The 24,761-nt window shown below is 65.5% G+C and carries 24 protein-coding genes; 14 read left to right on the forward strand and 10 right to left on the reverse strand.

Translation table 11 applies throughout. From position 1 onward, the window contains the following. Nucleotides 1–59: 59 nt before the first annotated feature. A complete protein-coding gene (locus AC0L3X_RS00475) occupies nt 60–377 on the reverse strand; it encodes a hypothetical protein (RefSeq protein WP_063983710.1) in 318 nt (105 codons plus the stop codon). Nucleotides 378–557: 180 nt separating this feature from the next. Between AC0L3X_RS00475 and AC0L3X_RS00480 the strand changes: the two genes are divergently transcribed. From AC0L3X_RS00480 to AC0L3X_RS00515, 8 genes are all read left to right on the forward strand, one after another. Then, on the forward strand, nt 558–1,298 hold the full coding sequence (locus AC0L3X_RS00480; protein ID WP_166095906.1) for a FadR/GntR family transcriptional regulator: 741 nt from the start codon (nt 558–560) through the stop codon (nt 1,296–1,298). Next, nucleotides 1,298–2,251 carry an NAD(P)-dependent oxidoreductase gene (locus tag AC0L3X_RS00485; RefSeq protein WP_473316240.1) on the forward strand — a complete coding sequence of 318 codons (954 nt, stop codon included), beginning with the start codon at nt 1,298–1,300 and terminating at the stop codon, nt 2,249–2,251. Before AC0L3X_RS00480 ends, AC0L3X_RS00485 begins: the two co-directional genes overlap by 1 nt. A gap of 10 nt (nt 2,252–2,261) precedes the next feature. Then, nucleotides 2,262–2,945 carry an amino acid ABC transporter permease gene (locus AC0L3X_RS00490; RefSeq protein ID WP_063983713.1) on the forward strand — a complete coding sequence of 228 codons (684 nt, stop codon included), beginning with the start codon at nt 2,262–2,264 and terminating at the stop codon, nt 2,943–2,945. Nucleotides 2,946–2,952: 7 nt separating this feature from the next. Further along, complete coding sequence (locus tag AC0L3X_RS00495; RefSeq protein ID WP_063986421.1) at nt 2,953–3,621, forward strand: amino acid ABC transporter permease; 669 nt, start codon at nt 2,953–2,955, stop codon at nt 3,619–3,621. 1 nt (nt 3,622) lies between these two features. Further along, nucleotides 3,623–4,381, forward strand: a complete 759-nt coding sequence (locus AC0L3X_RS00500; protein ID WP_063983714.1) for an amino acid ABC transporter ATP-binding protein — start codon at nt 3,623–3,625, stop codon at nt 4,379–4,381. Nucleotides 4,382–4,400: 19 nt separating this feature from the next. Further along, a complete protein-coding gene (locus AC0L3X_RS00505) occupies nt 4,401–5,195 on the forward strand; it encodes a transporter substrate-binding domain-containing protein (RefSeq protein WP_063983715.1) in 795 nt (264 codons plus the stop codon). Between the two features lie 68 nt (nt 5,196–5,263). After that, complete coding sequence (rpiB, locus tag AC0L3X_RS00510) at nt 5,264–5,710, forward strand: ribose 5-phosphate isomerase B (RefSeq protein WP_063983716.1); 447 nt, start codon at nt 5,264–5,266, stop codon at nt 5,708–5,710. Between the two features lie 104 nt (nt 5,711–5,814). Further along, nucleotides 5,815–6,540, forward strand: a complete 726-nt coding sequence (locus AC0L3X_RS00515) for a sulfite exporter TauE/SafE family protein (protein ID WP_063986422.1) — start codon at nt 5,815–5,817, stop codon at nt 6,538–6,540. Nucleotides 6,541–6,546: 6 nt separating this feature from the next. Here the strand turns inward: AC0L3X_RS00515 and AC0L3X_RS00520 are convergent, their stop codons facing one another. Together AC0L3X_RS00520 and AC0L3X_RS00525 are read right to left on the reverse strand one after the other, a co-directional pair. Beyond that, entirely contained in the window at nt 6,547–8,625 is a 2,079-nt protein-coding gene (locus AC0L3X_RS00520) for a putative bifunctional diguanylate cyclase/phosphodiesterase (protein WP_063983717.1), read from the reverse strand. Further along, nucleotides 8,625–9,782, reverse strand: a complete 1,158-nt coding sequence (locus AC0L3X_RS00525; RefSeq protein ID WP_231144879.1) for an ABC transporter substrate-binding protein — start codon at nt 9,780–9,782, stop codon at nt 8,625–8,627. Before AC0L3X_RS00525 ends, AC0L3X_RS00520 begins: the two co-directional genes overlap by 1 nt. Nucleotides 9,783–9,983: 201 nt before the next feature. On the opposite strand from AC0L3X_RS00525, the gene radA reads away from it, so the two are divergent. From radA to AC0L3X_RS00555, 6 genes are all read left to right on the forward strand, one after another. Continuing rightward, the gene (gene radA, locus AC0L3X_RS00530) at nt 9,984–11,432 is read left to right on the forward strand and encodes a DNA repair protein RadA (protein WP_063983719.1); all 1,449 of its coding nucleotides are present in this window, start codon (nt 9,984–9,986) and stop codon (nt 11,430–11,432) included. Nucleotides 11,433–11,598: 166 nt separating this feature from the next. Continuing rightward, nucleotides 11,599–12,228, forward strand: coding sequence for a CvpA family protein (locus tag AC0L3X_RS00535; protein ID WP_063983720.1), 630 nt, complete (start codon nt 11,599–11,601; stop codon nt 12,226–12,228). Nucleotides 12,229–12,257: 29 nt separating this feature from the next. Continuing rightward, entirely contained in the window at nt 12,258–13,763 is a 1,506-nt protein-coding gene (gene purF / locus AC0L3X_RS00540) for an amidophosphoribosyltransferase (protein WP_063983721.1), read from the forward strand. Between the two features lie 216 nt (nt 13,764–13,979). Continuing rightward, on the forward strand, nt 13,980–14,720 hold the full coding sequence (locus tag AC0L3X_RS00545; RefSeq protein WP_063983722.1) for an SDR family NAD(P)-dependent oxidoreductase: 741 nt from the start codon (nt 13,980–13,982) through the stop codon (nt 14,718–14,720). A 78-nt stretch (nt 14,721–14,798) separates the two neighbouring features. Continuing rightward, the gene (locus AC0L3X_RS00550; RefSeq protein ID WP_231144878.1) at nt 14,799–15,962 is read left to right on the forward strand and encodes an NHL repeat-containing protein; all 1,164 of its coding nucleotides are present in this window, start codon (nt 14,799–14,801) and stop codon (nt 15,960–15,962) included. Between the two features lie 166 nt (nt 15,963–16,128). After that, nucleotides 16,129–17,355, forward strand: coding sequence for an ABC transporter substrate-binding protein (locus tag AC0L3X_RS00555; protein WP_063983724.1), 1,227 nt, complete (start codon nt 16,129–16,131; stop codon nt 17,353–17,355). A gap of 105 nt (nt 17,356–17,460) precedes the next feature. Here the strand turns inward: AC0L3X_RS00555 and AC0L3X_RS00560 are convergent, their stop codons facing one another. From AC0L3X_RS00560 to AC0L3X_RS00590, 7 genes are all read right to left on the reverse strand, one after another. After that, nucleotides 17,461–18,717, reverse strand: a complete 1,257-nt coding sequence (locus AC0L3X_RS00560; protein WP_166352692.1) for a TCR/Tet family MFS transporter — start codon at nt 18,715–18,717, stop codon at nt 17,461–17,463. Further along, on the reverse strand, nt 18,714–20,096 hold the full coding sequence (gene der / locus AC0L3X_RS00565) for a ribosome biogenesis GTPase Der (RefSeq protein ID WP_063983725.1): 1,383 nt from the start codon (nt 20,094–20,096) through the stop codon (nt 18,714–18,716). Before der ends, AC0L3X_RS00560 begins: the two co-directional genes overlap by 4 nt. Before the next feature lie 49 nt (nt 20,097–20,145). After that, a complete protein-coding gene (locus AC0L3X_RS00570) occupies nt 20,146–20,697 on the reverse strand; it encodes a hypothetical protein (protein ID WP_166352690.1) in 552 nt (183 codons plus the stop codon). Between the two features lie 44 nt (nt 20,698–20,741). Beyond that, the gene (locus tag AC0L3X_RS00575) at nt 20,742–21,395 is read right to left on the reverse strand and encodes a tetratricopeptide repeat protein (protein ID WP_063983726.1); all 654 of its coding nucleotides are present in this window, start codon (nt 21,393–21,395) and stop codon (nt 20,742–20,744) included. A gap of 167 nt (nt 21,396–21,562) precedes the next feature. Continuing rightward, nucleotides 21,563–23,155 carry a class I adenylate-forming enzyme family protein gene (locus AC0L3X_RS00580; RefSeq protein ID WP_063983727.1) on the reverse strand — a complete coding sequence of 531 codons (1,593 nt, stop codon included), beginning with the start codon at nt 23,153–23,155 and terminating at the stop codon, nt 21,563–21,565. 75 nt (nt 23,156–23,230) lie between these two features. After that, complete coding sequence (locus tag AC0L3X_RS00585; protein WP_063983728.1) at nt 23,231–23,815, reverse strand: NnrU family protein; 585 nt, start codon at nt 23,813–23,815, stop codon at nt 23,231–23,233. Between the two features lie 166 nt (nt 23,816–23,981). After that, complete coding sequence (locus AC0L3X_RS00590) at nt 23,982–24,560, reverse strand: hypothetical protein (RefSeq protein WP_063983729.1); 579 nt, start codon at nt 24,558–24,560, stop codon at nt 23,982–23,984. Nucleotides 24,561–24,761 lie beyond the last annotated feature (201 nt).

The following is a 24,761-nucleotide window of genomic DNA, read 5'->3' on the forward strand; positions in this document are numbered from 1 at the left end:
GTCAGGAGATGGTCGTAGCTTGCCCCTGCTGCCAACATGCTGTCAGCAGCGCAACTCGGTCATGGAGCCTCGTTCGCGGACAGCCGCCTGGCGTTCGCGGCCACGTGCTCGCGGTAGCGCTGGACGATCGCGGCCGGCGTTGCTCCCGCAAGCAGGCTCGCGGCCGCCTCGAAAGCCGCGGCGATCTTCTCGCTGACCATCAGCACGGCCTCCTGCCGAGCGCCCTCGTCGCCGTGGCTGAGCTTCTCGCAGCGCAGCCGCACCACCTCGCTCGCTTCGACCGCGAGCATCGCGCCCGCATACCAGGGAAAGCCGTTGTCGGATCCGCTGAGCGCCGCATGACGGTCGAGGGCGGAGAAAGAATGATGATCGGGCATCGCGGACCTCAAATTCTTTGAGTGAGCGCTCCGATCAATACGCCTCAAATTTGAAGGATCCGGCCGGGGAACTGATCGGATTAGCCGCGCCTGCGACACCCGCAATTAACCAAGGCTCTTGACGCCAACGCTCTGGTTAGCCTACTGGTCTGACCAAGATCAGACCAAGAAGAGACCGGGATGGAAGTGAAGCGGGCCACTGAGGGCGAAAAAGGGTTCGAGAAGGTGTTCGCCTTCCTGCGCGAACGCCTGCTTGCGGGCTCGCTCAAGCCCGGCGACCGCCTGATTTCCGAGCGCGAGCTGGCGACCCTCCTCGGCGTCAGCCGGCCGATCGTCCGCGAGGCGCTACGCGCCCTCACCGTGCTCGGCATCGTCGAGATCCGCGACCGCATCGGCACCGTGGTGACGCAGCCGGACGTCTCGGTGCTGAACGACTTCTTCACCTTCGCGCTCGCCCAGCAGGCGGACATGCTCGATGACGTCATGCAGGCGCGTGTCGCGATCGAGTGTCAGGCGATCCGGCTCGCCTGCGAGCGCGCCAACATTGCCGATTTCGAACGCCTGCAGCGTGCGCTCGCGAAGATCGGAGATACGATCGACGAGGCCGATGCCGGCGGCATGGCCGACTTCGAATTCCATCGCGCCATCGTCGTGGCATCGCATTCGGAAACGCTGACGGTCTTGCACGGTTCGCTGGCGGGGCTGCTGACGCATTCGCATCGCAGCCGCCGCGAGCTGGTGCAGGCCTTCCCGTCGATGAAGACGTACCTGATCGACGACCATCGGCGCATCTTCGACGCGATCATCGCGCGCGACCCCGAGCGAGCGGATGCGACGCTGCGCAAGCATTTTGCCATTGGCGACGAATACCGCAGGCGCGCCGTCGTCGGCGACATCGACAAGACCAGCGCCTCAGGCTGATCGCGGCAGGCCAACAAGCAAGAAACCACTCAACCAAGAAACGGACGACTGACATGGGACGGAACGACAAGGGCAATGTCGGCTTCATCGGTATCGGCACGATGGGCCGCGAGATGGTGCGCAACCTCCTGGTGGCCGGGCATGCGGTTCGCGTCTTCGATCTCAACGAAGCCGCCTTGGCCGACAGCGTCAAGGAAGGCGCGGCCGGCGCCAACAGCCCCGCTGACGCCGCGCAAGGCGCTGACATCGTCATCACCATGTTGCCCGACACGCCTCATGTCGAGGCGACCGTCTACGGCGAACATGGTCTCCTGAAGTCTCCCCCGCCCGGCAAGCTGATCGTCGACATGAGCACGATCTCGCCAGTCGCCGTCCGCCGCATCCATGCCGACCTGCAAAAGGCCGGCGTCAGCTTCATCGACGCGCCGGTCTCGGGCGGGCCCGTGGGCGCCAAGAACGCTGCGCTCTCGATCATGGCCGGCGGCGATGTGGCGGCCTTCGCGCGGGCCGAGCCGTTCTTCCGCGCAATGGGGACGACCATCACGCATGTCGGCGCGTCCGGCGCGGGCCAGACCGTGAAACTCTGCAATCAGTTGATCTGTGGCATCAACATCCAGGCGATCTGCGAGGCGCTGGCGCTCGGGCGCGCTTCCGGCATCGATCTCAATCTGCTGCGTCGCGTTCTGCTCGGCGGCTCCGCCGCCTCCTGGATGCTCGACAAGCTCGGCCCCGCGATGATCGCGGGCGACGTCTCCGCCGGCTTCCGGATCGATCTCCAGCTCAAGGATCTCCGCCTGGTGCAAGAGCACGCACAGGCGCTGAGCGTGCCGTTGCCCGGCACCGCGCTCGTCACCAGCCAGTACGTGGACGCACGCGCGCATGGCGAAGGCAGCAACGGCAACCAGGCGCTGTTCCGCGTCTATGACCGCATGACCAACCAGACCACCGGCTGAACCTGATACGATGAGCCTCCAACTCGACTTTCCCGCGGTGCTGGAGCGTTGGCCGAATTTTCTGGCCGGCGCGGCGCTGACGCTGGAGTTGGCGGCCTTCGCGACGGTGCTCGGCGCCCTGTTCGGCACGCTCGCAGCCGTCGGCCGCGGCTCACGAAGCCCGCTGATCGCGGGCGCCTGCAAAGGCTATGTCGAGACCATCCGCAACACGCCACTGCTGGTACAGATCTTTCTGGTCTATTTCGGCCTCGCCAGCCTCGGCCTGAAATTCTCCGCCTTCACCGTGGCGGTGGCCGCGTTGACGATCAATGTCGGCGCCTACACCGCCGAGATCATGCGCGCCGGTTTCGAAGCGATCCCGCGCGGACAGATCGAGGCCGCCGAAGGGCTGGCGCTGTCGCGACTGCAAATCTACTGGCACATCATCCTGCTGCCGGCGATCGAGAAGGTCTATCCGGCGCTGACCAGCCAGTTCGTACTGCTGATGCTGGCTTCCTCGGTCTGCTCGCAGATCTCGGCGGAGGAACTCACCGCCGTCGCCAACTACATCCAGTCGGACACCTATCGCGCCTTCGAGACCTACATCATCGTCGCCGTGCTCTACGTCATCCTGTCGCTGGTGATGCGCGCAGGCTTCTGGGGCCTAGGCCTCGTGCTGTTTCCGCGCCGGCGCCGGCTCGGCACACCGTTGTGAGATGACCATGGGCGGACATCTCAACATCAATCATCTGATGTTCCTCGGCCAGGGCGCGCTGTGGACGATTGGCCTGTCCGTGATCGCGCTGATCGGCGGCGGCATTGTCGGCTTCGTGATTGCGCTCGCGCGCATCTCGCCGCTCAAGTCGGTGCGGATCGCCAGCGGCGTCTATGTCCAGCTGATCCAGGGTACGCCGCTGCTCGTCATCCTGTTCCTCGGCTATTTCGGCCTCGCCGCGATCGGCCTCAAGGTCTCGCCGTTAGCTGCCGCCGGCGCCTCGCTCACGCTCTATGTCTCGGCCTATCTCGGCGAGATCTGGCGCGGCTGCATCCAGTCGGTGCCGAAGCCGCAATGGGAGGCCGCCGAAGGCCTCGCGCTGAGCCGGACCCAGCGCATGATGAAGGTGATCCTGCCGCAGGCGATCCGCATCGCGACGCCGCCGACCGTCGGCTTCATGGTGCAGATCATCAAGAATACCTCGCTCGCCTCGGTCGTCGGCTTCGTCGAGCTGATGCGGTCGGGCCAGATCGTCAACAACTCGCTGTTCGAGCCGTTCGCCATCTACGCGATCATCGCCGTCGTCTATTTCACCATGTGCTATCCCCTGTCCCTGTTCAGCCAGAAGCTGGAACGGCGGATGGGGCGTGGCAGGTCCAACCTCGCACCAGCCTGACATGCAGCAAAACCCCTCCTCCTCCGAACCGATCGTGTCGCTCCGCGACGTGCAGAAGAGCTTTGGCCCGCTGCGGGTGCTCGATGGCGTCTCCTTTGCCGTCGAACGCGGCGAGGTGCTGGCACTGATCGGCCGCTCCGGCTCCGGCAAGAGCACGGCGCTGCGCTGCATCGACCGCTTCGAGAAGGTCGACGGGGGCGAGATCGTCGTGTGCGGGCATCGCGTCGACCGCCCTGATGTCGATCTGCGCGCGCTGCGCCAGGACGTCGGCATCGTGTTCCAGAGCTACAATCTGTTTCCACATCTCACGATCGAACAGAACATCACGCTCGCCCCCTGCGCCGTGAAGGGCATGGCCGCCTCGCAAGCCAGGGACCTCGCCCGAAAAGTGCTCGCGCAGGTCGGGCTCGAGGAGAAGCTGCACGCCTATCCCGAGCAGCTCTCGGGCGGCCAGCAGCAGCGCGCGGCGATCGCCCGCTCGCTCGCGATGCAGCCGAAAGTGATGCTGTTCGACGAGGTCACCTCCGCGCTCGATCCCGAGCTTACTGGCGAGGTGCTGAAGGTAATCGAGCAATTGGCGGCGGACGGCATGACCATGGTGATGGTCACCCATGAGATGGGTTTTGCCAAAGGCATCGCCGACCGGATCGTCTTCATGCATCGGGGCAAGGTCCACGAGACCGGCCCCGCCTCGATCCTGACGTCGCCGGCGACGCCCGAACTCACGCAATTCGTGGGCACTGGAAACTTAAAATCATAACAGGAGAGGAGAACCAAGGATGACAAACAAGACACTGCTGGGGACCGCCACCGCGCTGTTCGGCCTCGTCATGATATCAGCCACGCCGGCGTCGGCCGACCTGCTCGACGACATCACGCAGGCCAAGAAAATCCGCATCTCGACGGACGTCGCCATTCCGCCCTCGGGCATGATGGACAGCAGCATGAAGCCGACCGGCTCCGACGTCGAAGTGGCGCAACTGCTCGCCAAGGATTGGGGGCTCGAGCTCGAATTCATCCAGACCACCGGTGCGACGCGCATCCCCAACGTCCTGACCGGCAAGGCCGACATCATCATCTCGACCCTGTCGGTGACGCCCGATCGCGCCAAGGTCATCGACTTCACGAAGCGCTATGCGACGCTGCAGTCCGACGTCGGCTGCCTCAAATCCTCGACCGTCAAGGACTGGCCCGACCTGAAAGACAAGCCGATCGGCGTCTCCCGCGGCACCACGCAGGACACCACCCTGTCCAACATGAAGGACAAGGACCTCAAGATCTCGCGCTACGACGACGACGCCACGATGGTGACGGCGGCCGTCTCCGGCCAGGTCGACTGCGTCGCCTCGTCGGCGACGATCATCAACCAGATCGGGGTGAAGAACCCGTCGCGCGTGTTCGAGTCACGGATTCCGCTGGCGACCTTCGACCTCGCGATCGGCCTGAAGAAGGGTGAGCAGCGCCTGATGGACAAGCTCAACGCCTGGATCACCGAGAACGTCAAGAACGGCAAGCTCAACGCGATCTACAAGAAATTCCATGGGGTCGAGCTGCCGCCCGACATGCGCAGCTGAAACCAGGGAAAATCGTGGCAGCCGCGAAGCGGCTGTCACGACCAACATAAAATCAAGAAGGACATCACATGCGTCTCGTCATCGGATCCGACCACGCCGGCTGGCCGCTCAAGCAGACCGTTATCGACCACATCCGCAGCCTCGGCCACGACGTCGTCGATGTCGGCTCCTATGACGACAAGCCGGTGGATTTCCCCGACATCGCGCGGGCCGTTGCGCAGAAGGTGACGTCAGGCGAAGCCGCACGCGGCATCATGGTGTGTGGCACCGGCGTCGGCGCCTCGATCGCGGCCAACAAGATGAAGGGCATTCGCGCCGCGGTCTGCCACGACGTTCATTCCGCCCATCAGAGCGTCGAGCATGACGACGTCAACGTCATGTGCATCGGCGCGCAGATCGTCGGCGCCTGGCTCGCCGTGGATCTGGTCTCGTCCTATCTCTCCGCCGAATTCTCTACGGACGAGGATTTTCGCCGCCGCGTCGAGAAGCTGCGCATCATGGACGAGCAAGGCTGACGGCCGGCCGGGATGGCATGCGCTGAGCGATTGGTTCCCTCGCCTGGAATGGATCGCCCGCATCGCCGGCCACGGCTAAACTCTCCCGATTCGTGGAGAGCACCTTGGCCTTTCTCTTCGTCCTCATCGTCGGCCTGATCGCCGGCACCGTCTCAGGCATCGTCGGCACGGGGTCGTCGATCATGCTGATGCCGGTGCTGGTCTATGCCTATGGGCCGAAGGAAGCCGTGCCGATCATGGCGGTCGCCTCCGTGATGGCGAACTTCTCGCGGATCCTGGCGTGGTGGCGCGAGGTCGACTGGCGGGCCTGCGCGGCCTATTCGGTGACGGGCATTCCGGCCGCCGTGCTGGGCGCGCGCACGCTGCTCGCGCTCCCCTCGCACGCCGTCGATCTCGCCATCGGCGTCTTCCTGATCGCGATGGTGCCGGTGCGGCACTGGCTGGCGCGGCACGATCTCAAGGCCAATCTCTGGCACCTCGCGATCGGCGGGGCGATCATCGGCTATCTCACCGGCATCGTGGTCTCGACCGGCCCGCTCAGCGTGCCGCTGTTCCTGTTCTACGGCCTGTCCAAGGGCGCCTTCCTCGCAACCGAGGCGGCCTCCTCACTCGGCCTCTACTTCGCGAAGTCCGTGACCTTCGAACGTTTCGGCGCGCTGACGCAGGACGTCTTCATCAAGGGCCTGGTCGCAGGCTCCTCGCTGATGTCGGGCGCCTTCATCGCAAAACGCTTCGTGCTGCATCTCAAGCCGGAGATGTTCCGCCTGGTGATGGACGCGATCATGATCGCGGCCGGGCTCTCCATGCTCTGGAACGCAACGCAGTCGTAATCGCGCTCAGGCGGCGAATTCGGGCGCGATCGACGGGCTGCCGGCGACGACGCGGCTTGTCTCAGTGGGTACCGCCTGCTTTTCGAGCCATTGCAGCACGGCGTCGAGCGGCTGCGGCCGATGGTAGTGATAACCCTGCCCGAGCATCACGCCCATCTCGCGCATGGCCTCAGCCTGCTCGGGCCGCTCGATGCCTTCCGCGACAAGCTTCAGCCCCAGCGTGCCGGCGAGCGAGGCGATGACGCCGACGATCGCCTTGTCTTCCGCGCTGTCAGGGATCTCGCTGATGAAGGCTTTGTCGATCTTGACCTTGTCGAGCGGGAAACGCCGGAGATGAGCGAGCGAGCTATAGCCGGTGCCGAAATCGTCGAGCGCGATGGTTGCGCCCAGGCGCCGCAGGCGGTGCAGCGTCTCGGAGGCGCTGGCGATGTTGTTGATCAGCGAGCCCTCGGTGATCTCGAGCTCCAGCAATGATGCCGCGACATCGAAACGCGCGCAGGTCGCGCGCAGCTCGGCAGCGAGCGAATGGTCGGCGAGCTCGGACGGCGGCAGATTGATCGCGATCCGGATCTGCGGCCTGCCGGCGGATGCCAGTCGCTGCAGCGCGCGACAGGCATCGGTCAGCACGTAGCGCGTCAGCCGCGCATTGTTGCCGCTGCGCTCAATTAGCGGCAGGAATTCGCCGGGACCGATCAAACCAAGTTCGGGATGGCGCCAGCGGATCAGCGCCTCGAGGCCGACAACGGCCTGGCTCTCGAGGTCGACCTGGCTTTGATACCAGACCTCGAACTGCCCGTCGGCGAAGCCTGCGGGAATGGCGAGCTCGAGATCCCGGCGGCGGCGATAGTCGCGCTGAAGCGCTTCGTCGAGCACGGCGACCGTGCCGGGCGCCTTGCTCTTGGCATGGTAGAGCGCGATGTCGGCGAGCGCCGGCAAATGCGACAGCTCGGGATCGCCGGCGCGGCGCACGGCAAGGCCGATGCTGGCGCGCGGCACGACCTGCTTGTCGTGCAGCCGGATCGGCTCGGAAATCGCATCTAACAGCTGGCGCGCGAACGCCTGGGCGGTCGCTTCATTGCTGACCTCGGGGCGGATGACGACGAATTCGTCGCCGCCGAGCCGGGCGACCCAATCCTGCGGTTCGACCGCATCACGAAGGCGCTCGGAGATGTGCACCAGGAACTTGTCGCCGGCATCATGGCCGAAGGTGTCGTTGATGCCCTTGAAGTCGTCGAGATCGATGAAGCAGAAGGCGATCAACGAGTCCGGCGAGCCGGCATCGCCGCTCAGGGTCACCAGATGCTCGGACAGCGAGCGACGATTGGGCAGGCCCGTGAGCGGATCGTGCGCGGCCATGTGCCCGAGCCGGTCGAGCGCGCCCGATGTCGTGTGCTGCATGGCGTTGAAGGCACGCGCGAGCTGGCCGAATTCGTTCGTCGATTTGATGTCGGCCGGATAGGCTCGCCCGTCCTGCTTGCTGCGCTGGATCGCCGACATGATCGCGGTAAGCGGCTTGCCGATGAAGATGTTGGCCGATATCCGCATCGCGATCAGGGTGGCAAATGTTGCGAGCAGGCCGACCACCAGCAGCAGCATCAGCCGGCTGCCCGTGTCCGTGTAGACCGTCGCATAGGAATAGGCGATCGCGATACGACCGGCCTGCACGGCGATGTTGCCGTTGCTGTAGCGGATCGGACGCGAGACTTCCGATACCGCCTGGTCCGCCGGCCGCGCCACCACCCGCGCGATCGCGACGCCGGTGTCGTCATAAACGGCCGCCGCGGCAATGGTCTCGTCGTGCATGATCTCGTTGAGCACGCTCGTGACCTGATCGTAGCGCATCTTCCAGAGCGGCTCGGCGATCAGCTCGGCGCGGCTCTCTGCGGTGCGGGCAATGCGCGCGTCGAGCTGCCTGATCTGCGACCAGAAGCTCGATGCCTCGACGCCGGCGGAGGCGAGCAGCTGCACCACCAGCAGCACCGGCACGGTGGCCCAGATCATCGCACGGACCACCGAGCGCGAGCGCGACGGCGCCGTCGCCTGCTGCTTGCGATCCCGATCGGTCATGTCGTCACCGTTTCGCATCAGTCAGCAGCGCCTTCCGGAAGCGTCAGCGAAGAGATGAGCGCATCGATGGAGAAATCGTACTGGCCGCAGCGCCCCGCCCTCGCCCTGAAGCGCGCGAAATCGATCCGATCGAAGGCGCGCGTCTTGATGAGGTCTCCGACCGAAGCGAGATTGTCGCGCGTGATCGCGGACGTCCTGGCCTCGACGCGGGGCGATGCGGTCGCGAAATCGCAGCCGTCGGCGTAGTCGCGCAGGAGGACGATCGACCAGCCGCCGAGCAGAAAATGTCCGCCATCGGTCATGAGCAGACGGCCCGCCTTGATCTCGCGCAGCGCGTCCTCCGACCAGTTGAGGCCGACCAGCTGGATGTTTCGGCCGGGCGTGAGGCCGGCCGCGACCACCGCGCGAAGCGCGCCGAGCGCCATCGGATCGTTTCCGGCCCAGATGCCGGCAGGCCGGATCTCCTTGCGCGCGGCCCAGCTCAGATAATTCCTGGTGACCTGCTCTGCCTCCGACTGGGTCCAGTTGGCGAACAGCATCCGGTCCACCACCACGTCGGGCGCGGCGTCCACCGCGAGCTTGAGACCCGCGTTGCGGGCGATCGAGGCCGGCGTGATCTCGTCGCCGCCGATGCCGAGAATGTGGATCTTGCCGTCCGGGCTCTGCCATTTCTCGGCGCGCGCCACTTTGATCAAGGCATTGGCCATCCTCGCACCCGCGGTCTGGAGATCCGTCGTGATGTCGCCGAGCCAGGTCTTGAGCTTTTGCCGGGGCGGTCCGAGGCGCGCGGCGTCGTCGCCGATCAGCGTGTTCGAGAGCAGCAGCGTCTTGACCCCGGCGGCCTCGGCCGCCTCCAGGATGGGAACGGCGGCGGATTCCTCGTTCGACAGGATGAGGAAGTCCGGCTTGTCGGCGCGTGCCACCACGCCGAAGCCAAGCTCCTGCATGGTGCGGTAATTTCGTTCGCTGGTCAGCACCTCGACATGCGCGTCGAGCTTGCGGCCCGCGGCCTGCATGGTCTGCGCGACCATGTCCCAGTAGACCTCGCCGGTCTTGCCAGGGTTGACGAAAACGATATTGAGACGCCCGGCGTCGGCCGCAACGGCGCCGCCAATCGGCAGAAGAAGGCCGCAGGCCATGCCCACGGCGAGCATTATCCGCAAGACTACCGTCATTCGTTTCGCCATCCCGTATCGGTTTCGAAACTGGACCGGCGTCCGCTAACATTTGGCAAAGTCCGGAACGGCGCGGCGGCGTAGAGCTAACAAAGGGTGTATCGGCTGCGGTGAATTGGGCTAATGGGGGTTACGGCGATCGCCGTCTCGCCCGTCATTCCGTGCTATCAGCAAACCTGAAAACCCCGACTCGCTGTCCCCATGGCCAAGAACACGCTTTCCTTCGTCTGCCAGAACTGCGGCGCGGCCTATAACCGCTGGCAGGGCAAGTGCGAATCCTGCGGCGAGTGGAACACGCTTGCCGAGGAGGACACGACCGGCAGCGTGCCGGTCTCGATCCGCTCCAAGCGCAAGGGCCGGACGTTTGCGCTGGAGAGCCTGTCGGGGAAGACCCAGGACGCTCCTCGCCTGTCCTCAGGCATGACCGAGCTCGACCGCGTCACCGGTGGCGGCTTCGTCCGCGGCTCGGTGCTGCTGGTCGGCGGCGATCCCGGCATCGGCAAGTCGACGCTGCTGACGCAGGCCACCAGCATGATGGCGCGCGCCGGCCACCGCATCGTCTACATCTCCGGCGAAGAGGCGGTCGCCCAGGTGCGCCTGCGCGCCGAGCGGCTCGGCTTGTCGGACGCGCCGGTGCAGCTGGCGGCCGAGACCTCTGTCGAGGATATCGTCTCGACGCTGTCGGAAGGCGCGGTGCCGCGGCTGATCGTGATCGACTCGATCCAGACCATGTGGACCGACACGGTGGAATCCGCGCCCGGCACGGTCACCCAGGTGCGCGCCTCGGCGCAGGCGCTGATCCGCTTCGCCAAGAAGACCGGTGCTGCCATCATCCTGGTCGGCCATGTCACCAAGGACGGCCAGATCGCAGGCCCCCGCGTGGTCGAGCACATGGTCGATGCGGTGCTGTCCTTCGAGGGCGAAGGCTCACAGCAATTCCGCATCCTGCGCGCAGTGAAGAACCGCTTCGGCCCGACCGACGAGATCGGCGTGTTCGAGATGACCGGCCTTGGCCTGCGCGAGGTCACCAATCCCTCCGAGCTGTTCCTGTCCGAGCGCGATCTGGGCACGCCGGGCACCGCAGTCTTCGCGGGCATCGAGGGTACGAGGCCCGTTCTGGTCGAATTGCAGGCCTTGGTGGCCCCCACCTCGCTCGGCACCCCGCGTAGGGCCGTGGTCGGCTGGGATCAGAGCAGGCTCTCCATGGTGCTGGCGGTGCTGGAGGCCCATTGCGGGGTCAAGCTGTCCGGCCACGACGTCTATCTGAACGTCGCGGGCGGCCTGCGCATCCACGAGCCGGCGGCCGATATGGCCGCCGCGGCCGCACTGGTTTCATCCCTGGTTAATGCGCAGTTACCCACCGATGCTGTCTATTTCGGCGAGATTTCGCTCTCCGGCGTCATCCGCCCGGTGGCGCAGACCCCGGCCCGGCTCAAGGAAGCGGTCAAGCTCGGCTTCAAGCGCGCCGTGCTGCCCGAATCGGCCCGTGGCGGCGATGCTGGCGGCGACGCCGGACTGTCCCTGAACGCGATCAACAGCCTGACGACACTGGTGGCCGAGATCGCGGCCCGGGGCTCCCGCCGCGGCGACTCGAGCCCGCCGGCGGAGAAAAATGCCACACCGGCAAGATTCCGCCGTGGAGAGGGTTAGGTGGAGGTGACGTCCTCCGCCCCCACCGCTATACAGCCGTCACAAAAGCAGCATGGGATTGCGTGGTTGCGGCCTTGCCGGGAACGCCGTCTGGCCCTCACTTAGGGCCACGGCCAAGCACCGATTCGCTGAGCACCTTTGAAGTACGAGCGGACCCGACCAGCCGATGCCAGTAACACTCCTCGACCTGATCCTGCTCGGTGTGATGCTGATCTCGGGCCTGCTCGCCATGGTCCGCGGCTTCATGCGCGAAATCCTGTCGATCGCGGCCTGGGGCGCAGCGGCGATCGTGACGCTGTACTCGTTCTCGAAGCTGCTGCCGACCGCAAAGACCTATTTCAACAACGACACGGTGGCGAGCGTCGTCGTGGTCGCCGGCGTGTTCGTGGGCACCCTGGTCGTGGTCTCCGTGATCACGGTCCGGATCTCCGACATGATCCTGGATTCGCGCATCGGCGCGCTAGACCGCACCCTGGGCTTCCTGTTTGGCCTCGCTCGCGGGCTTTTGATCGTCGTGGTCGCGTTCCTGTTCTTCACCTGGCTGGTGCCGGACAAGCAGCGCCCGGACTGGGTCACGGGGGCCAAATCTCGCGTGGTGCTCCAGGGAACCGGGGATTGGCTGATGGCCCTCTTGCCTGACGACCCCGAGAACACCATCTTGAAGAGATTCAAGAAAAACAAACCAGATGATGATCAAGCTGATTCCGAACCGCAGCCTTCGGGCACTGGCGACGGATACAGTAAACCTGCTCGTGACAGCCTCAAGAAGCTGATCGAGAAACCTGCGGCGCGTTGATTAGGCCCTAAAAGAGAGGCGCGGACGAGATGCGACACCCTGACCAGGACGCCCAACTTGATCTCGGCCCAGCCGCGCTAGAGCTTCAGGACGACCTGGAGGGCGATACGCTCCGCGAGGAATGCGGCGTCTTCGGCATCTACGGCCACCCTGACGCCGCGGCCATCACGGCGCTCGGCCTCCACGCCCTCCAGCATCGCGGCCAGGAGGCCGCCGGCATCGTCTCCTACGACGGCAGCCGCTTTCACTCGGAACGCCGCCTCGGCCTCGTCGGCGACACCTTCTCCCGCCGCGAGGTGATCGACCGCCTGCCCGGCAATATGGCCGTCGGTCATGTCCGCTACTCCACCACCGGCGCCACCATCCTGCGCAACGTGCAGCCGCTGTTCGCCGAGCTCAATGCCGGCGGCCTTGCGGTCGCCCACAACGGCAACCTCACCAACGGCCTGACGCTGCGCCGCGAGCTCGTGAAGAACGGCGCGATGATGCAGTCGACCACCGACACCGAGGTGATCCTGCATCTCGTCGCGCGCTCCAGGCGCAGCCGCTTCATCGAGCGCTACATCGACGCCCTGCGCGAGATCGAGGGCGCCTATGCGCTGGTTTCGCTGACCAACAAGAAGCTGGTCGGCGCGCGCGATCCACGCGGCATCCGCCCGCTGGTGCTCGGCGAGCTCGACGGTTGCCCGATCCTGACCTCGGAGACCTGCGCGCTCGACATCATCGGCGCGCGCTTCATTCGCGACATCGAGCCCGGCGAAGTCATCGTGTTCGACGAGAACGGCCAGGACATCCACAAGCCGTTCCCGCCGATGGCGCCACGCCCCTGCATCTTCGAATACATCTATTTCTCCCGTCCGGACTCCATCGTTCACGGCCGCTCGGTCTACGAAGTGCGCAAGGCCTTTGGTGCGCAGCTCGCGCGCGAGAGCCATGTGCCGATCGACGTCGTCGTCCCGGTGCCGGATTCCGGCGTACCCGCCGCGGTCGGCTACAGCCAGCATTCCGGCGTGCCGTTCGAGCTCGGCATCATCCGCAACCACTATGTCGGCCGCACCTTCATCCAGCCGACCCAGGCGATCCGCGAGTCCGGCGTGCGCATGAAGCATTCGGCCAACCGCGCCGCGATCGAAGGCAAGCGCATCATCCTGATCGACGACTCGCTGGTGCGCGGCACCACCTCGAAGAAGATCGTGCGCATGATGCGCGATGCCGGCGCCAAGGAAGTCCATTTCCGCCTCGCCTCGCCGCCGATCCTCTATCCCGATTATTACGGCATCGACCTGCCGGATCGCGGCGGCCTCCTGGCCGCGACGCATTCGCTGGAGGAGATGCGCGAGATCATCGGCGCCGACTCGCTCGCCTTCCTGTCGATCGACGGCATGTATCGCGCCATGGGCGAGCCCGGCCGCGACCCCGCCAATCCGAAATTCTCGGATCATTGCTTCACCGGGGCGTATCCGACCCACCTCACCGACCAGACCCAGACCGAGCAGCAGCCGCGGCAATTGTCGCTGCTGGCGGAAGCGAGCTGACGAAAGACCGCGACGATGCAGCTGGCCATCGCCATTCTCTGCGGAGGGCTTTTGGTCGGCTTCATCGTCTTGCCTTCAGGCAGGGCATGAAGGTGCCGCCTGACAGCTCGGGGAACGGCCCGAACAATAGTACCAATATCCAGTAGGGCTGCGGCGGGAGCTCGAGGGCAGAAATTCCGGGCTTGTCCCGGCCATCCACGCCTGTAAAACCCCGCCATGACAAATCCCCTCGCCAACCGCATCGCTCTCGTCACCGGCGCCTCGCGCGGCATCGGCTTTGCCACGGCCAAGGCGCTGGCCAAGGCCGGCGCGCATATCGTTGCGACGGCGCGCACGCAGGGCGGGCTCGAAGAGCTCGATGACGAGATCCGGAAAGACGGCGGCAGCGCCACGCTGGTGCCGCTCAATCTCACCGATTCCGACGGCATCGCGCGGCTCGGCGCCGGCCTGCACGAGCGCTACGGCAAGCTCGACATCCTCGTCGGCAATGCCGGCGTGCTCGGCCCCTCCTCGCCGGTCGGCCACATCGAACTGAAAGCCTTCACCGACGTGATGGCCGTCAACGTCTCGGCGAACTTCCAGCTGATCCGCTGCATGGAGCCGCTGCTGAGGCAGTCCGATGCCGGCCGGGCCGTGTTCATCACCTCGGGCGCCGCCAACAAGGCCACCGCCTATGTCAGCCCCTACGCCGCCTCCAAGGCCGCGCTGGAAACGCTGGCCCGCGCCTGGGCGCAGGAAACCGCGAACACGCCGCTCCGTGTCAACCTGTTCAACCCGGGCCCGATCCGCACCCGCATGCGGGCCACGTTGATGCCGGGCGAAGATCCGGCGACGCTGGAGACACCCGAGCAGGTCGCCGAATTCATCGTCCCGATGTGCGCGCCTGACTGGACCGAAACCGGCAAGTTCTACGACTACAAGACCCGCACACTGATGAGCTTCCGCTCGCCGGCCTGATTGACTCGCGTGCCTCCCCGCGATTGACTGCCCGCGCTCAAGCGGCAGCAAGCCGCAAGCCAAAAAAGGGAGGTTGCCATGGCGCCGTGGCATGATCGCGCAGGGCTTGTCTGTACAAGGCTCGGCCGTGCGCTCGTACGAGTCTCTCACGCCTTCTCCATCCTTATTGCAGCCATCGCGTTCGTGCTTCCAGGCACGGCGACTGCGGGTGACGTCCCGACCTTCGCGGTCGATGCCTCCTGGCCAAAACAGCTGCCGAACAACTGGATCCTCGGCCAGGTCGGCGGCATCACCGTCGACTGGCAGGGCCATATCTGGGTGATCCATCGCCCGCGTTCGCTCACCGATGACGAGAAAGGCGCGAGCCTCAACCCGCCGCGCTCGAAGTGCTGCGTCTCGGCGCCGCCCGTGCTCGAATTCGACACCGACGGCAATCTGCTGCGGTCGTGGGGCGGTCCGGGCGAAGGCTATGAATGGGTCGGCCGCGAGCACGGCATCGAGGTCGACGAGCGCGGCTTCGTCTGGGTCGGCGGCAACGCCGACAACGACAATGCCATTTTGAAATTCACGCTCGACGGCAAGTTCGTCGCCCAGATCGGAAAGATCGCGCCGAGCCTCGGCAGCAACGACACCACGCAGCTCGGCAAGCCCGCCGAAACCGCGATCGACAAGGCGGCGAACGAAATCTACGTCGCCGACGGTTATGGCAACCGCCGCGTCATCGTGTTCGATGCGACGACGCTCGCTTACAAGCGGCACTGGGGCGCCTATGGCAACAAGCCCGATGACAATAAGCAGGCGGCGTATGATCCCAAGGCGCCCGTCTCCCAACAATTCGGAAATCCCGTCCATTGCGTGAAGCTCGCCAATGACGGTCTCGTCTACGTCTGCGACCGCATCAACAATCGCATCCAGGTGTTCAAAAAGGATGGCACCTTCGTGAAGGAGTTCTTCTTCGAGAAGAACACCCTCGGCAACGGCGCGGTGTGGGACATCGCGATCTGGCCCGATCCGAAGCAGACCTATTTGCTCAGCGCCGACGGCGAGAACAACGAGATCCGGGTGATCAAGCGCGAGGACGGCAGCGTGGCCGGCAGCTTCGGCCACAACGGCCGCAATGCCGGGCAGTTCCACTGGGTGCATGCCATGGCGATAGACGCCAAGGGTAACGTCTATACCGCCGAGGTCGACACCGGTAAGCGCATCCAGAAATTCAAGCTGACCTCGGACGCGCTCAAATAGCGTCTCAACACACTTTGCCCAAAGGTTAACCGACGGATGACGCTACGCCGCAGCGTCATCCGGCTTTAGGCGCATTGCCGCCAGCCGTGGGACACGGTAGAGCGATCAGCCGGAACAAGGCTCCGCAAGAGAGCCGTCCGCATATTGAAAATGGAGGAGACCTTTTATGACGACGACGCTCGCGCGCCGCTATGCGGCCCTTCTGGCCTGTGCCGCCTTCGGTTTTGCAACATCCGCTTACGCGCAGGACAAGACCGTCAAGATCGGCGTCTTGAATGACATGTCGAGCCTTTATGCCGATATCGGCGGCCCGAACTCCGTGGTCGCGATCAAGATGGCCGTCGAGGATTCCGGCCTGCTCAAGAAGGGCTGGAAGATCGACGTTCTGAGCGGCGATCACCAGAACAAGCCGGACGTCGGCGTCAATATCGCTCGGCAGTGGATCGACAACGAGAAGGTCGATGCGATCGCTGATACGCCGAACTCCGGCGTCGCGCTTGCGGTCAGCAACCTCGTCAAGGAAAAGAATTCGGTGCTGCTGAATTCCGGCGCCGCCTCTGCCGACTTGACCGGCAAGGCCTGCACGCCGAACACGATCTCCTACACTTACGACACCTACATGCTCGCCAACGGCACCGGCAAGGCGCTGACCAAGGCCGGCGGCGACACCTGGTTCTTTCTTACCGCGGATTATGCCTTCGGCCACGCGCTGGAACGCGACACCACGGCCGTCGTGACGGCAAACGGCGGCAAGGTGCTGGGCAGCGTCAAGCACCCGATCAACAGCTCGGACTTCTCGTCCTTCCTGCTGCAGGCCCAATCGTCCAAGGCCAAGGTGGTCGGCCTCGCCAATGCCGGCGGCGACACCACGAACTCGATCAAGCAGGCGGCCGAATTCGGCATCGTATCGGGCGGCCAGAAGCTCGCGGCGCTGCTGCTGTTCATCAACGACGTGCATTCGCTGGGGTTAAAGACCGCGCACGGCCTGACCTTCACCGAGTCCTTCTACTGGGACATGAACGAGCAGACCCGCGCCTGGTCGAAGCGCTTCGCTGCCCTGGCCAGCAAGAACGCGATGCCGTCGATGACCCAGGCCGGCAACTACGCGATGGTGCTGCACTATCTCAAGGCGATGGAAGCGCTCGGCGGCAACCCGCATGACGGCGCCAAGGTCGTCGCCAAGATGAAGGAGCTGCCGACCGACGATCCGCTGTTCGGCAATGGCCCGCTGCGCCAGGACGGACGCCGTCTCATCCCGGCCTATCTGTTCGAGGTGAAGAAGCCCGAGGAGTCGAAGGGTCCGTGGGACTACTACAAGCAGATCGCCACGATCGCGGCGGAAGACGCGGCCAAGCCGCTCAAGGACAGCGAGTGTCCGCTGGTGAAGAAGTAAGAGAGTCGACGCTGCCGTAGGGTGGGCAAAGGCGCGTAAGCGCCGTGCCCACCTTCTCTCCGCGAGTTGACGAAGTAGCGGTGGGCACGCTTCGCTTTACCCACCCTACGAAACCGTCTTCGTGGCAGATAGCGACCGCATCGCGATGGCGACACATACCACCATCAATACCGCCGCAAGCAGGAATGGCGCGCCGGGCAGATGCCACGGCGCGCTGGCGCCGATGAAATAGGAAAACGTCAGCGTGAACAGGAACGGCCCGACGAGCTGCGAGACGCTCTGCACGCTCGCGGTTGCGCCCTGCAACTGGCCCTGCTGATCGGGCGCAACCAGCCGCGTCATCAAGGATTGCATGGCGGCGCCCGAGATTCCCCACAGCGACATCACGGGAATGCCGATCCAGAACAGCGGGCCGGTCGGCGCCGCGCCGAAGATCACGAAGCCAATCGCGCCACAGCACAGACCGAGCACCAGCGCATTCCGCTCGCCGAGCACGCGCACGATCGGGCCGATGGCGAGCCCCTGCACCACCATGGCGCAGATGCCGACCATCGCGAGCGTCAGACCCACGGTCTTGGAATCCCAGCCGTAGCGATAGGTCGCATAGAGCACGAAAGTCGAGGGCAGCACGACATGCGCGACTTGTGCGATGAAGTTGACGATGGATAACGCGGCCAACGCCGCGTTGGAACGCAGCAAGTGCAGCGCTCCGACCGGATTGGCGCTGGTCCAGCGGAACGGCGCGCGCCGCTCCGGCGCCAGCGATTCCGGCAGGACGAAGAGCCCATAGAGCGCATTGGCAAAGCTCAAAGCCGCCGACGCCCAGAACGGCAGCCGCGGATCGATATCGCCGAGCAGGCCGCCGAGCGCCGGGCCCAGGATGAAGCCGGCGCCGAAGGCAGCTCCAATCCTGCCGAAGACGGCCGCGCGCCGCTCCGGCGGCGTGATGTCGGCGATATAGGCAAAGGCGGTCGAAATGCTCGCCGAGGTGATGCCCGAGATCACGCGGCCGATGAACAACCAGAGCAGCGACGGCGCGAGCGCCATCAGCACATAGTCGGCGGCGAGCCCGAAATTCGACAGCAGCACCACCGGCCGCCGTCCGAAGCGATCCGACAGCGCGCCGAGCACCGGCGAGAACACGAACTGCATCAGCGCCCAGGCGGTGCCGAACAGGCCGAAGATGCGGGCCGCATGCGCGGTGTCGTTGTCGACGAAGCTCTCGATCAGCTTCGGCAGGATCGGCATGATCACGCCGAGCGCGAGCATGTCGAGCAGGATGGTGACGAAGATGAAGGCGACGGCACCACGCCGGACCGGCGCAGCGCTTCGCGCCGTCGCCTCGCCGGCATCGTTGCTCACGACGGCCGCTTGCGCTTGTGGGCGAAGGGGTTGGCCTTTTCGCGCAAGGTGATGCGCACCGGCGTACCCGGCAGCTCAAAGGCCTCGCGCATGGAATTGGTCAGGTAGCGCAAATAGGACTGCGGCACCGCGTCCGCGCGCGAGCAGAACAGCACGAAGCTCGGCGGACGCGCCTTGTTCTGCGTGATATAATTCAGCTTGAGCCGTCTGCCGGACACCGCCGGCGGCGGATTGGCCTGCACGGCCTGCTCGAACCAGCGATTGAGCGCGGAAGTCGGCACGCGCCTGTTCCAGACCGCGTAGGCGTCCTGGATCGCCTGCATCAGCCGATCGATGCCCTCGCCCATCAGACCTGATACGGCGACGATCGGCACGCCCTTGATCTGCGGCAGCCAATGGTCGGCATCCCGGCGCAGGCCCGAGATGGCGCCGCCGCCCTTGGTCTCCATCAAATCCCATTTGTTGACTGCGAGCACGACCGCGCGGCCTTCGCGCTCGATCAGATCGGCGATGCGCAGATCCTGCTCCTCGAAGCGGTTCTGCGTATCCATCATCATCACGACGACTTCGGCAAAGCGGACCGCGCGCAACGCGTCGGCGACCGAGAGCTTCTCGAGCTTTTCCTCGATGCGCGAGCGACGGCGCAGGCCTGCGGTATCGAACACGCGAAATTCGCGGCCCCTCCAGTTGATCTCGACCGCGATGGAATCGCGCGTGGTGCCTGCCTCCGGGCTCGTCAGCAGGCGCTCCTCGCCGAGCAGATGGTTGATCAGCGTCGACTTGCCGGCATTGGGCCGGCCGACGATGGCGACGCGGATCGGACGCGTCGCGGCCTCCTCCTCGGTCAGCGGCTCATCGTCATCGGCTTCATCTTCGTCGACAGGCTCCGGCATCAACTCACGGAGCGCGTCATACAGCTCGCCCATGCCCTCGCCGTGCTCGGCCGAGACCTGGATGGGATCGCCGAGGCCGAGCGCAAAGGCCTCCATCGCGCCGGCATCGCCATGCTTGCCTTCGCTCTTGTTGGCGACCAGCAGTACCGGCTTGTCGGCCTTGCGGGCGAAATCGGCGAAGGCGCGGTCGGTGGGCGTCAGGCCGATGCGGGCGTCGATGACGAAGAACAGCGCGTCGGCCTGTGCGATCGCGGCCTCGGTCTGCTCCTGCATGCGCGCGGTCAGCGAGCCCTTGGCGCCCTCGTCGAGGCCAGCGGTGTCGATGATGGTGAATTCGAGGTCGCCGAGCCTGGCCTCGCCTTCGCGGCGGTCGCGGGTAACGCCCGGCAGGTCATCGACGAGCGCGAGCTTCTGCCCAACCAGGCGGTTGAACAGCGTCGATTTGCCGACATTGGGCCGGCCGATAATAGCAATCGTGAAGGACATCGGTCATTCGTGCGCTGCGAAGGCCGCGCCTGTCAATGTAATGAAGGGATCAGCGCGAAAAGCTGCCGCTCGGCATCGGTGCCGGGAAAGCTCCCTGCGATTGCTGCTGGGTGGTCTGGGTCGGTTGCGCCTGCTGGACGGGTTGATCCGGCGGCGGGGCGGTGGTGCGCTTGCGCACGATCTTCTGCTTGGGCGGCGGAGCGGCCGTGGGCGGCGCGGCCTCCGGCTGGGCCTCGCCGTCGACCTCGCCCGCCGGCGCCTCAGCGGGCGCGGCCGCGGTGCTGGCAGGCTGTTTGGTCTTCTTCGCCTTGGTACCCTTTGCCGGCTTGGCCTCGGGCGGCGGCTCGGCGGGCAGAGCCGCGACGGCCGGTGCGTTCGGATCCGGCTGCTGCTGTGCTGCGCCCTTGTACATCTCCCGCGGCACGCCCTGCTCGAGGCCCGGAACGCCCTCCGGGAAGACCGGCTTGCGGTCGCCCGGCAGCTTCTTCTTGGTGTCGAGGAAGTCGAGCATGTCGCTTGGATCGAAGCTGGAGCAGCCGCCCAGGATGCCCGTGAAGGCGATCAGGACGGCGGCTGCGATCAAGCGTGGCGTGCGGCGCATCTTGTGTCTCGTCTACGTCAGAGAGCCCGAAGGTCAGCTCTTGGTCAGCTTTTGGCGACGGGCGGCAGCAGGGCCTGGAGCGCCTCGGCGCGTGAGCGCAAACCGGGCGGCGTTTCGCCGTCCTCGGCAATCGCGTCGAGCCATTTGCGGGCCGCGGTCATGTCGTTGTTGCGCCAGGCCGATAGCGCCAGCAACTCGCGGGCGCTGTGGCGGAACGTGGATTTGGGCGCGGCGGAGGACTCCAGCCGCTGCTGCATGTCGGCATAGGACGCGCTGTCGACCAGCAAGCCGGCGGCGCGAATCTTCGCCAGGTCCTGCCACTCACCACCGATGCTGCGATCGGCGGCGATGTCGTCAAACATCTTGGCGGCCGCCTTGGGATCGCGGGGCGCTGCCTCGGCCGCGGCACGTAGCCGCGCCAGGGTGCGATAACCCGAGGGAGCCTTGGCGGCGAGCGCGGTGAAGGCGGCCTCGGCCTCCGCGTGCTTGTCCTGGTCGGACAGCTCAGCGGCCTTCTCGAAGGCGGCGCCGGCCTCGGCGGCCTTCTTGCCCTCCAGGTACTGGTAGCCGCGCCAGCCGCCCACAGCAGCCACGATCAGCACCATCAGGGCAATGAAGACGATCGAATACTTGTCCCACAGCTTCTTGAGCTGTTCGCGACGTACTTCCTCGTCGACTTCGTCAAATAATTCAGACACTTATGTTAATCCCATGCCCGTCCGGGTGCGCGCGCCAATGCGTTCGCGTCAGGAATCCCCGTCCCCCACGTGGCGGCGGGGTACCCTAACGATATGGCGGTGGCAAGGCAAAGCGAGCCCAATCAAGGCGTTAACCACCCGGAACAGCCCGGACCGGCCTGTCCGGCTCAGGTTCCCAGGAGCTCCCGCAGCTGCCGCTTCAGCACCTTGCCGTTGGCATTGCGCGGCAGCGGCTCGGGGGTGATCGCCATGGTTTCGGGGACCTTGTAGTCGGACAGCCGCTCCGCGCACCAGGCGCGCAAGGCCTCGCCGGTCACCGGGGCGCGCGTCACCACCACGGCGTGGACGCGCTCGCCCAGCACCGGGCAGGCCTTGGCAATGATCGCGCTCTCGACCACGGCGGGGTGGCCGGCCAGCACGGACTCGACCTCGGCCGAATAGATCTTCAGGCCGCCGCGATTGATCATGTCCTTCTGCCGGTCGAACACGCGGACAAACCCCTCCGCATCGACCGAGCCGAGATCACCGGAATGCCAGAAGCCACCCGTGAAGCTTTCGGCCGTCGCCTTCGGATTATTCCAGTAGCCCTTGATGACGGAGGCGCTCTGGATCCAGAGCTCGCCGATCTCGCCAGCGGGCAGCTCGCGCCCGTCCGCTCCCATCGCGACGATGCGGGCACCCGGACACGGCAGGCCGACACTGTCGATGTGGCTCGCGGTCAGCTCGCCCGGCATGATCGTCGAGGGCGACGTCGTCTCGGTCGAGCCGTAGCAGTTCGCGAGCTTCAGGCCGGGAATCGTCGCCTTGAGCTTCTCGATGGTCGCGACCGGCATCGGCGCGCCGCCAAAGCCGCCGATGCGCCAGCTCGAGAGATCGTAGCTGTCGAAATCGGGCTGGAGCAGGCAGAGATTGTACATCGCCGGCACCATCACGGTGTAGGTGACGCGCTCGCGCGCGGCGAGCCTGAGATAATCGGCAGCCTTGAACTCGGGCATGATGATCAGCGCGCCGCCGCAGCGGATCATGGTCGTGATGTTGGCTACGACGCCGGTGACGTGGCCGAGCGGCACCGCCGCGATCGAACGGTCCGCTTCCGTCAATTGCAGGCAGGAGACGAACACCATCGAGGAATGGACGATGTTGCAATGGGCGAGCATCGCGCCCTTCGGCTTGCCCGTCGTGCCCGAGGTGTACAGGATCATCGCGGTGTCCTCCTCGCCGATCTCGACCGGCGCCGGTGCCGGGACGTTGTCGGCGAGCACGGCGAAACGCGACAGGGCCTGATCGCTGTCGACGGCGATGCGGCGGATGACGTCGGGAACATCAAGCGCATCGGGCAGCCGCTCGGTGAGCCCTGCTTCATGGATCAGGATCCTGGCGCCGCAATCGGCGAGGACATAGGCGATCTCAGGCTTCTGCTGGCGCGTGCCGAGCAGCACCGTCACCAGCCCCTCATGCGCAGCGGCAAACAGCAGCAGTGGAAATTCGATACGATTGCCGAGCAGGATCGCGACGCGATCGCCACGCTGCAGGCCGAGCTTGCGAAAGCCCGCCGCGATCCGCGCGGCCTGCTCCACGGCCTGCCGCCAGCTCAACCGGACATCGCCTGCGATCAGCGCTTCGCCGTCAGGATTGCGGGCGCAAGCGTCCGCGATCATCGCCCACAGGCTCGCCGGCCGGTCGCTGAAGGCCGGCACCACCCGATCGCCGAAGCGCGCCTCGAACCGCATCGGCGGGATCTGAGATTGCGACCAGTCCATCGGGATGCCCTCGGCTGTTGCTTGTCACGTTCCGCGCACGGCTGCGCGGAACCGTCTTGCGCTGATCGGCTGTCGTTAGCCCCCCATGACGGGAACGCCGATCACAACCGGGTGGAATGCGAAAGCCAGCGCGAGATAGGCGACGACGCCGACTGCAACAGCGATCAGATCATTGGTCACCCCACCCACTGGAATCGGCGGGCCGCCGCCATCGGTGCGATGCTTCAGCGAGATGCGGTCGTACACGGCCCAGCCCAGGAACGAGCCAAACAGGATGATGGAGCCGAGATCGCCATTGGCAAGCAGATGCGCGGCCGCCCACAATTTGATGCCCGCCAGCATCGGATGCTTCAGCGTCGCATAGATGCGCCCGCGCAAGTAGGACGCCACCACCAGGATGACCGCGGGCAGCATCAGCGCGACTGTAATGTGCTTGAATGCGACCGGCGGCTCCCAAACCGGGATCATTCCGGCAGCGCGATAATGGGCAAAGCCCCAGATGATCAGCGCCAATCCCGCAAGCGAGACGGCCGCATAGAGGATCTTGTAGGTCCCCTCGCCCAGTCTCGCGATCGCTTGCGCGCGCGCCTCTCGTTTCGTTGTGAAAACATGGGCCGCAAAAAACAGCATCAGCCCCAGGATCATGACCAGCAGACCCACGACATCCTCCCCTCAACCAGCGCCCCCGCCCATGGCGTATCATCGATTGGGCGCGGGTCGCAACTCTCACGCCTCATGGTCAGGCGTGAAGGCTCGGGTCTGCAACAGCGCGGCCTTCATCCTGCGAGACCCGCGCAAGCGCAGTCCGCAAGATGCGGGGATAGAGCTATTTTCCAAGCTCGCGATTATCGACATAGCGGATCGCGATCGGGCGTCCGGCCAGAGCGCCGCCGAGGCCGCTGGTGAATTTGAGCGGCAGGCAGGCTTTCAGCGATGAATTGATCGCGTTGAGATAGGTCGTTCGGGTATCGGCCGGGACGCCCGCGGTCGCATAGGTCAGCTGCGGCGGACCGATCATGCCGCCTGCCTTGTTGAAGCTGAAGCGCACCGCCATCTGCATGCCCGCGCGCGCATTGTCCGATGGCGGCGACCAGCAGGTGCGCAGCTCGGCGAAGAGATCGCCGATCGTATCGAGATCGTGATCCGGCTTCCGGTATTTGGCGCGATCAGCCTCCGTCGGCACGGTTTCGATCGTGAGCTGGAGGTTCTGACCGTAGGGATAATCGATCTCGGGAATGCAGGGGCCGGGCTCGAGCGGGCTGCAATAGTACGGCGTGCAGGGCCGGCCGTCGAGCACGCTGCACGGCTCATGCGAAAACGGGATCGGATTGATCTGGCGGCGCTGCGCATCGGCGGCAACCGTCGATATCGCCAATAGGAGGAAAACGAGGATGCCGCGCCACATGATGCGAGCTCACAATGTCACACGCACAAACGTGGCATTGCCAACGAACGCGTCAAGCCTACGGCTGTTCACATGCTCGCGTTTAGCTCCGGTGTCGTGGGGGGGGGGGGGGGGGGCGCCCCCCCCCCCCCGCCCGCGGGGGGGGGGGGGGGGGGGGGGGGGGGGGGGGGGTGTGCGGCCCCGCCGGGGGGGGGGGGCGGG

It is taken from the genome of Bradyrhizobium sp. MI1.7, from assembly GCF_055811795.1.